Annotated in this window: 3 protein-coding genes; all 3 read right to left on the bottom strand. The window is 72.3% G+C overall.

From position 1 onward, the window contains the following. Positions 1-2587, bottom strand: a 2587-nt coding sequence (locus KUF83_RS28675; protein ID WP_217457876.1) for an amino acid adenylation domain-containing protein, incomplete at its 3' end; no start/stop codon positions are given. A 16-nt stretch (positions 2588-2603) separates the two neighbouring features. Further along, entirely contained in the window at positions 2604-8198 is a 5595-nt protein-coding gene (locus tag KUF83_RS28670) for a non-ribosomal peptide synthetase (RefSeq protein ID WP_217457875.1), read from the bottom strand. Next, the gene (glyA, locus tag KUF83_RS28665; RefSeq protein ID WP_254644530.1) at positions 8195-9625 is read right to left on the bottom strand and encodes a serine hydroxymethyltransferase; all 1431 of its coding nucleotides are present in this window, start codon (positions 9623-9625) and stop codon (positions 8195-8197) included. The genes KUF83_RS28670 and glyA overlap by 4 nt, the downstream gene beginning before the upstream one ends. Positions 9626-9686 lie beyond the last annotated feature (61 nt).

Genomic DNA, 9686 nt, shown 5'->3' with positions numbered 1-9686 from the left:
CGGGTTCGATGCGGAAGCCGCGGACCTTGACCTGGGTGTCGGCGCGGCCGACGTACTCCAGCTCGCCCGCGCTGTTCCAGCGGGCCAGGTCCCCGGTGCGGTACATCCGCGATCCGGGCGGGCCGAAGAAGTCGGGGTGGAAGCGTTCGGCGGTCAGGTCGGGGCGGCCGCGGTAGCCGCGGGCCACGTCTCCCGCGATGTAGAGCTCTCCCGCGACGCCGGGTACGACGGGGCGCAGGCCCGGGCTGAGCACGTAGGCGCGCATGTTGCCCAGCGGCCGCCCGATGGGGACGTTGCCGGTGCCTTGCCAGGCGTGGTCGGCGGCGATGGTGTACGTGGTGGCGTAGAAGGATTCGGTCTGGCCGTAGGCGTTGACGACGCGGACCCCGGGGAAGGCCTCGCGCACCCGGGTGACGAGGGCGGCGGGCAGGGCCTCGCCGGCGAAGACCAGGGTGTCGATGGCGGTGCGGCCGGTGATGGTGTCGAGGAGTTCGGCGAAGGCGGAGGGCACGGTGGAGACGATGTGGCCGGGCCAGGTGTCGCGTTCGCCGAGGACCAGGACGTCACGGACGATCTCGATCGTCCCGCCGTGGCAGAGGTTGGTGAAGATCTCGAAGACCGACACGTCGAAGTTGACCGATGTACCGGCGAGCGCGGTGCGTCCCGGGCCGGCGTCGATGCGCTCTGCCAGGTGGGTGATGCCGTTGACGACGTTGCGGTGGGTGATGGCGACGCCCTTGGGGGTGCCGCTGGAGCCCGAGGTGTACATGACGTACGCCAGCCGGCCGGGGTGCGGCGCACTGCCGGTGCCGGTGCTGTGGTCGTCGCCGGTGTCCAGGTCGATGCCGTCCAGACGGACCCGGGGTGTGGCGGTGTCCGGGAGGACGGACTCGGTTGCGGTGTCCGTGAGGATGAGCTGCGGCTCGGCCTCGGTGAGGATGTGGGCCAGGCGGTGGCTGGGGTACTTCGGGTCGATCGGCAGGTATGCCGCTCCCGACTTGAGGACCGCCAGCATGCCCACCACCAGGTCCGCGGACCGCGGCAGCGACAGCGCCACCACCGACTCCGGACCCGCCCCCCGCTCCACCAGCACCCGGGCCAGACGGTTCGCCCGGGCGTTCACCTGGGCGTACGTCAGCTCCTGGCCCTCGAACACCACGGCCACCGCGTCGGGGCTCTGGGCGGCCTGACGCTCGAACAGTTCGTTGATCGTGGCGTCGGGTACGTCGGTGGCGGTGGCGTTGGCCTCCGTGAGGTTCCGGCGCTCGGCCGGCTCCAGAAGGTCGAGGTGTCTGACCGGCGCCGAGGGGTCGGCCACCAGGGCGCGCAGGACACCTACGAAGCGGGCTCCGATGGAGTCGACGGTCTCCTGGTCGAAGAGGTCGGTGGCGTATTCGATGGTGCCGCGCGCTCCGTCGTGCTCGTCGGGGGCGACGTTGAACTCCAGGTCGAACTTGGAGGTGTTGGTGCCCAGTTGTTCGAAGTCGAGGCGGGTCGTCAGTCCCGGCAGGTCGACCTCGGCGCGGGTGATGTTCTGCCAGGCGAAGAAGACCTGGAAGAGCGGGTTGTAGGCGGTGGAGCGCTCCGGGCTGAGCTCGTCGACGAGCATCTCGAAGGGGGCGTCCTGGTTGTCGTACGCGCCCAGGGCCTTGTCCTTCACCTGGTCCAGGACGTCGCCGAAGGTGGGGTTGCCGGGCAGCTGGACCCGCAGCACCCAGGTGTTGACGAAGAACCCGATGAGGTCGTTGAGGTCCTCGTCCACCCGGCCGGCGATCGGGGCGCCGATCGGGATGTCGTCGCCGCCGCCGAGGTGGTGCAGCAGCACGGCGAGCACCGACTGCAGGACCATCGAGACGCTCAGGCCGCGCTCCTGGGCCAGCCGTTCCACGGCGGCCTGGAGCTCGGGCTCGATGCGGAACTCCGCGTGGCCGCCCTCACGGCTGGCCACCGCGGGGCGGGGCCGGTCCAGGGGCAGGCTCAGCGGCTGGTCCATGCCGGCCAGCTGCTCGCGCCAGTGGGCGAGCTGTCCGTACAGGATGGACTCGGGGTCCTTCTCGTCGCCGAGCAGGTCGCGCTGCCACAGCGTGTAGTCGGAGTACTGGACCTGCAGTTCGTCCCAGCCGGGCGTGTGGCCGGCGCGGCGGGCGGTGTAGGCGGCCGACAGGTCGCGCAGCAGCGGGACCGCCGACTCCCCGTCCGCCGCGATGTGGTGGAACAGCAGGACCAGTACGTGGGCGTCGGGGGCGTGCCGCAGGAGGCGGGCCCGGATGGGGATCTCCGCGTACAGGTCGAACGCGTAGGAGATCGCTTCCTCGATGGTGTGGTCCACCTCGTCCGGTGACACCGGCACGACCGGTACGTCGAGGACCACCTCGTCGAGGGGCAGGATCCGCTGGTAGGGGACTCCTGCTTCCTCGAAGAGGACGGTTCGCAGGACCTCGTGCCGGGCGATCACGTCGCGGATCGCCGCTGTCAGTGCGTGGGTGTCCAGGTCGCCGGTGAGGTGCAGGGCCAGGGGCACGTTGTAGGTCGCCGAGGCCCCCTCGAAGCGGTCGAGGAACCACAGGCGGCGCTGTGCATAGGACAAGGGGATCACTTTGGGTCTACTCCTTGGTCATCTTGCGTAGACGGGGCCGGCTCTTGGTGGCACTGATGGCCTGGACTTGACCCGAAAGCTCCGCAATTGTCGAATACTGGAAAATCGTCCGGATCGATGTCTCGATTCCGAGGGACCTGCGCATCCGGCCGATCAGCCGGGTCGCCTTCAGCGAGTTGCCGCCGAGGCTGAAGAAGCTGTCGTCGATCCCGACCCGCTCGACGCCGAGGACCTCGGCGAACAGCGCGCACAGGGCCTCTTCCTGCGGGGTGCGGCCGGCCCGGTAGCCCTCGCCCGCGGCCTGGTCGCCGGGCTCGGGAAGTGCCTGGTGGTCCACGCCGCCCTCGGCTGTCGAGGGAAGTTCCGCGAGGAGGACGAAGGTGGTCGGCACCATGTGGTCCGGCAGGCGCCCGCCGAGGAACTCCCGCAGCTGTGCGGCGTCGGTGCTCTCGTTCCGCAGCGGGACGACGTAGCCCAGGAGCTGCTGGTCGTCGCCGTCTCCGGCGGTGATCACCGCCGCCTGGGACACCGAGGGGTGGGCGGCCAGGGCCGCTTCGACGTCCTCGGTACGGAACTGGTGACCCCTGATCCGGGCCGGCGGGCCGCTTCGGCCCACGTACTCCAGGGCGCCCTGGCTGTTCCAGCGGGCCAGGTCCCCGGTGCGGTACATCCGCGAGCCGGGCGGCCCGAAGGGGTCGGCGACGAAGTGCTGGGAGGTCAGTCCGGCCTGGCCCTGGTAGCCCCGGGCGACCTCGCCGGCGACATACAGCTCGCCGGTGACGCCCGGCGGCAGCAGCTGCAGCGCGGGACTGAGGACGTAGGCGCGCATGGCACCGAGGACGGAGCCGAGCGGGGCGGCCCCTTCGCCGTGCCATCCCTCGGCGGCGGCGAGCGCGGTGGCCCGGACGGTCTCGGTCGGCCCGTAGGCGTTGACGACCCGTACTCCCGGGATCCGCTTGCGGACCCGCTGTACGAACGATCCAAGCAGCACATCGCCGGTGAAGACAACTGTTCGGGCCTGGATCGCCGCGGTGGACCGGTTGAGCGCCGAGGCCAGGAGCGGGGCGGCCGTGCTGATCACATCGCCGGTCCAGCCCTTCGCGGCGAGGGCGCCGAGGTCCTGGGCCAGCTCGACGCCGGCCCCCGAGCACACCGCGCCCAGGAGTTCGAAGACGGCGGTGTCGGCGTGGTGCGAGGTCGCCAGGACGCTCGCGCCGGGCGTGATGCCCGCCGCGGTGGCGAACCGCCGCACCCCGTCGGCCAGGGCCCGGTGGCTGAGAGCCGCTCCGCCCGGTGCCAGGGGCCCGTAGCGCACACACGCGAGGTTGCCGTGCCGCACGGGGGCGTTGCGGTCCCCGTCGACGGGGTCGGTGTCCGGGCCCCGGGTGCGGTCCATGTCCTCCAGGTGCACGAGGGGGATGTCGGTGAGGGCGAGTTCCGGTGCGGCGTCGGGCGAGGCGAGGATCAGCTCGGGGGCCGCCTGGGCGAGGACCGTGTCCCGCCGTGCGGGACTCTGATCGGGGCTCAGCAGGGCGTAGCCGGCGCCTGTTTTGAGGGTGGCGAGCAGGGCGATCGCCAGGTCCGCGGAGCGCGGCAGGGCCAGCCCCACCACGGTCTCCGGTCCCGCCCCCAGGCGGATCAGGTGGTGGGCCAGGCGGTTGGCGTGCGCGTTCAGTTCCCCGAAGGTCAGCAACGTGTCGCCGAAGGTCACCGCGGCCTGGCCGGGAGTGGCGGCCGCGTGCTGCTCGAACTGGGCGGCAGCCGTCTGCTGTTCGTGCGGGCCGCCCAAACTGTCCTGCGTCCCGTCGCGGGCCGGGGCCCCGGCGGCGAGCAGGTGCGCGCGCTCGGTGCCCACCAGCAGATCGATGCCGCCGACCAGGCCGGCGCCGGTGGCCAGTTGGCCCAGGACCGACCTGAAGCGGCCGGCGATGTCCCGGGCGGCGTCCTCGTCGAACAGGTGCGGCTGGTACTGGAGGGTGAGCCGGCTGTCCTCGACGATCAGCGCCAGGGGGTAGTTCGCGCCGCCGACCGAGCGGAGGCCGGTGATCTCGAATCCGGCCGCCGCGGCTGCCTCCCGGTGGCCCGCGGGATCCGACGGGTAGGACTGGAAGGCCACGATGGTGTCGAAGAGGGCGTCCAGGCCCGCGGCCTGGTGGATGTCGGTCAGGCTGTGGTGGTGGTGGTCCAGGAGCGCGGTCTGCCGGCTCTGGAGGTCGGTCAGGAACGCCGGGAGCGTGCTGCCCGGCAGGCACCGGGCCCGTACCGGCAGGGTGTTGATGAACAGTCCGACCATCGTCTCCACGCCGGGGAGCGTGCCGGGCCGTCCCGATACGGCGGCGCCGAAGACCACGTCCTGGCGGCCGGTCAGTGCGGAGAGCAGGATCGCCCAGGCGCCCTGGACCAGGGTGTTGACCGTGATGCCGAGCTCGGCTCCGCGTCCGGCGAGTGCCTGTGACTCCTGCGGCGTCAGGGTGAGCGCCACTTCGCCGACGGCGCCGAGCGGCTCGCCGGCGCCGGCGCCGGCTTCGGGTGCGACGATCGTCGCGCCGTCCAGGCCGTCGAGTTCGTCGGCCCAGGCCCGGGCGCTCTCCTTTCCGTCCTGCCGTGCCAGCCAGGCCAGGAAGTCCCGGTAACTGCGCACCGGGGCCAGCGTGTTGGCGTCCTCGCCGGCGGCGTAGAGACGCAGCAGGTCCTCGGCGATGAGCTGCTCCGACCAGCCGTCGATCAGGACGTGATGGGCGGTGAGGACCAGCTCGTGCCTCTCGGGGCTGAACCTGATCAGGGTCAGGCGCAGCAGCGGCGGGGTGGCGAGGTCGAAGCGGGCGCCCTGGTCCTCGGCCAGGAACCGGGCGAACGCCTCGTCCTGGTCGGCGTCGGCGAGGTCGCTGAGGTCGATCTCCCGCCAGGGCAGTGCGACACCGTCCGACACCACCTGGACGAGGTCGCCGGAGGCGTCGGGGACGAAGGCTGCCGTGAGGTTGGCGTACCGGTCCAGGAACGACTGGCCCACGGCCCGCATCCGGGCGGCGTCGACCGGTCCGCTCAGGTGGTAGACGGTCTGCAGGTGGTAGGTGTCGGAGCCGGCGTCGGCCAGCATCGACTCGAAAAGCATGCCGGACTGCATGGGGGTCAGCGGCCATACGTCGCTCATCCGCGGGTAGCGCCGGCGCAGGCTCTCGGTGTCGTCGGCGCCGAGGACGAGCAGCGGCGCCGACGGGGTGTCCTCCTCGGTGTCCGCGGCGTCCTGGGCGGCTTCCGCGACGAGGGTGACGGTGCGCAGCTGCAGGATGAGGCGGGGGGTGACCGCGAGGCCCCGGGTCCTGGCCCGGGTGACGGCCTGGATGGCGCGGATGCTGTCGCCGCCCAGGGCGACGAAGTCGTCGTCGATCCCGACCCGCTCGACGCCCAGTACGTCGGCGAAGACCTCGGCCAGGGCCTTTTCCCTGGGGGTGCGCGGCGCCCGGTAGTCGGCGCCGGACAGGTCGGGCTCCGGCAGGGCCTTGCGGTCGACCTTGCCGTTGGGGGTCAGGGGCAGCCGGTCCAGGGGCACGATCACCTTGGGGACCATGTACTCGGGGAGCCGGTCCGCGGCGAGCCGGTGCAGTGCCTGAAGGTCGGCGCCCTCGCTGTCCTCCACGACGACGTAGGCGACGAGCTGACTGCGGTGGGCCACGACGGCGCTCTGCTGAACCGCCGGGTGCGAGCGCAGCACCGCCTCGATCTCGCCGAGTTCCACCCGCAGCCCGTTGAGCTTGACCTGGAAGTCCTTGCGGCCCAGCAGCTCGATCAGGCCGTCCTCGCCGAACCGGGCCAGGTCGCCGGTGCGGTAGATGCGGTCGGACACTCCGGCGTGCGACCACTGAAGGAACCGCTCGGCGGTCCGCTCGGGCTGGTCGAGGTATCCGCGGGCGACGCCCGTGCCGGCCAGGTACAGCTCCCCCGGCACGCCCGGCGGGACGGGCTGGAAGGCGTCGTCGAGGATGTACGTGCGCTGATTGGCCATCGGGCGGCCGTAGGGGATGCTCGCCCAGTCGGGGTCCGCCTCGACGACCTCGTAGATCGTGGAGTGGATGGACGCCTCGGTGGCGCCGCCCATGGTGATCAGGCGCATTCCCGGAGCGACTTCGCGGGCCCGGCCGGGCAGGGGCACGGGGATCCAGTCGCCGCCCAGCATCGCCGCCCGCAGCTGGTGCAGCGGCTCCGCGCCGCTCTGCTCCAGGTGGTCGACGAGCAGATCGAGGAGCGCCGGGGCGGAGTTCCAGACGGTGACGCCGTGTTCGGTCAGGAGCTCGGTCCAGTAGGCGGGGTCCTTGGCGCGTGCCGCGGAGGGGATGACGACGGCGCCGCCGGCGGCGGTGATGCCGAGGTACTCGTAGACGGACAGGTCGAAGCTGGGGGACGACAGCGACAGGACGCTGTCGCCCGGTCCTGCCTTGAAGCGGGAGTTGAGGTCGGCGATGTTGTTGACGACGCCGCGGTGGTGCAGCGCGATCGGCTTGGGTGCCCCGGTGGAGCCGGAGGTGTGGATGACGTAGCAGAGGTGATCGGGCGTCGTGACCGGGGCCGGGTTGTGCGCGGGGTGCTGCGACAGGTCGGTGCCGCCGGGGCCGAGCAGGACCAGGGGCGTCCCGCTGCCGGCGGTCGCGGGCAGCCGTGCGGCGAGTTCGGCGCGGCTCACGGTGACGGCGCAGGTGGTGCCCTCGACCATGGCGGCGATCCGCTGGGCCGGGTAGTCGGGGTCGAGCGGCACGTACGCGCCGCCCGCCTTGAGGATGCCGAGCATCGCGATGAGCAGTTCGGGCGAACGCTCCAGGCACAGTCCGACGCGGGCGTCCGGCCCGATGCCCAGGGAGCGCAGGTGGTGGGCGAGGCGGTTGGCCGCGGTGTTGACCTCGCCGTAGGTGAACCGTGCGCCCTCGTGAACGGCCGCGGTCGCCTCGGGCCGGCGCTCGGCGTGGCCTTCGAACGCCTCGTGGAGGAAGCCGTGGTCCGTCAGCGGGGTTTCGGTCCGGTTCCAGTCGACGAGCATCTGCTGCAGTTCGCCGTCGGTGAGCAGGCGCAGGTGGGCGAGCGGCACATCCGGCCGGGACAGCGCGTCCAGGAGGAGGGTGCGGTAGTGGGTGAGGATCCGGCGTGCGGTCGCCGCGTCGAAGAGGGCGGGGTCGTAGTGGATTTCGGCGAGGCCGTCGCGCACGACGAGCCGCAGTTCGTACAGGGCCGGGCTCTGCGCGGGCTGCGCGGGGTCGGCGAAGACGAGCGCCAGGGGGACGGTGTCCGCCGCGGGCCGGGGTCCGGTGGTCAGGGCGCCGGCCACTTCCCGCAGGGTGCGGGTGCCGTTGATCCGCAGCTGTACGTGCGTGGTGCCGGTGTCGTCGGTGCGGTCGTATCCGATGCCGTCCTGGCCGGTGTAGCGGTTCAGGAGGGCGGCGAAGGCGGCTGCCTGCGCGGCCTGCCGGTCGAGTCCGGGGACCGTGGCGTACGCGTCGAGGCCGGTGGTCTCGACGGCGGAGCACCGGGCTGCGACGCCCGGGCGTCGTGGGCGGTCCGTGGGCAGCAGGACCGGCGGGTGGGCCGGGCCGGCATCGTGTGCGGCGTGGTTCACTGTCCGGCTCCGATCAGGGCGGCGGGGGTGCGGTTTCCGGCTTCGAGGACCAGCGGGTACCGGGCGCACAGGTCCGTGACCTGCTCGCGGATGTGCAGGACCCGGGCGGGGTCGATCAGGTACTCGGTGTCGCTCAGGGGGGTGGTGGAGGCGATCACGGTGTGCATGAGGTGGGCGCACTCCCGCATCTGGTCGGGGCCCATCCCCCGCTGGGCGAGGATGTTGCTGCCGAGCCGCAGGCCGCTGGTGACAAGGGGCGGCTTGGTGTCGCCGGGGATGCGGTTGCGGTTGGCGAGGATCCCGCAGTCCTCCAGGGCGCGTTCGGCGACGACTCCGGTCAGTCCGCGGTCGATGATGTCCAGCAGGACCATGTGGTTGTCGGTGCCGCCGGTCAGGATGCGGTAGCCGAGCGCGGCCAGTTCCGCGGCGAGGGCGGCGGCGTTCTCCACGATCAGGCGGGTGGTGTCCTTGAACTCCGGGGCGGCGGCGATGGAGAAGGCCCGTGCCTTGGCCGCGATGGTGGCGGGGCTGGGTGTGCCCTGTGACTGCGGGAAGACCGCCCGCTGCATGAGGCGGGACAGCGGTGTGCGGCCGTCGGGTCCCGGCGCCCGGTGGTCCTTGCCGCTGAGGATGAGGCCGCCGCGGGGGCCGCCGAGCTGCTTGTAGGTGCTGGTCGTGGTGATGTGGGCGGCGTCGATGGGGCTGGGGTGTTCTCCGGTGGCGACCAGGCCCGCGATGTGGGAGATGTCGGCGAGCAGGTAGGCGCCCACGGAATCGGCGATGGCCCGGAACCGGTCGAAGTCGACCGTGCGGGGGTAGGCGCTGGCCCCGGCGATGAGGACGCCCGGCCGGTGGCGCCGGGCGAGTTCGGCGACCTGCGCGTAGTCGATGCGGCCGGTGCGGTCCAGGCCGTAGTGCACGGCGGTGAAGTGACGCCCGGTCACCGAGGCCGGCGACCCGTGGGTGAGGTGCCCGCCGGCGTCGAGGCCCAGGCCCAGGAGGGTGCCGCCCGGCGGGATGAGCGCGGTGAGCACGGCCAGGTTGGCCGAGGAGCAGGAGTGCGGCTGGACGTTCGCGTAGCGGGCCTGGAACAGGTCCTTGGCCCGCTCGATGGCCAGCAGCTCGACCTCGTCGAACCGGGCGGCGCCGGGGTGGTAGCGGGCGGCCGGGTAGCCCTCGGCGGTGACGTTGGACAGGGCCGCGCCGCCGGCGGCCAGGACGGAGGGGGCGGCGACACTCGCCGAGGCGATCATCGCCAGCGTGGTGTCCTGGTGACGCACCTCGGCGTCCAGCAGCCCGGCGAGCTCGGGGTCGGCGCGGTGCAGCGACTCCATGCCGGCCGACAGGTGCCTGGCCTGCTCTCCGCCTACGCGCTGGGCGTCCTGCCGGGGGGACGGTGCCCGCCCTGCGTGCCACTGACCGGCCATTTCCTTTGCCTCGTCTCTCGTTCGGTACTGCCCGGAAGGTGGGAATTCGTTTTTCGGAACT

Source organism: Streptomyces sp. BV286, assembly GCF_019090165.1.
Classification (GTDB): Bacteria; Actinomycetota; Actinomycetes; order Streptomycetales; family Streptomycetaceae; genus Streptomyces.
Note: the sequence above shows the minus strand (reverse complement) of the source record. Positions and strands in the feature narration are given on the sequence as shown.

Bases quoted from the DNA above. Each gene is read 5' to 3' on its own strand.
- glyA (WP_254644530.1), bottom strand. From the start codon at position 9,625: ATGGCCGGTCAGTGGCACGCAGGGCGGGCACCGTCCCCCCGGCAGGAC.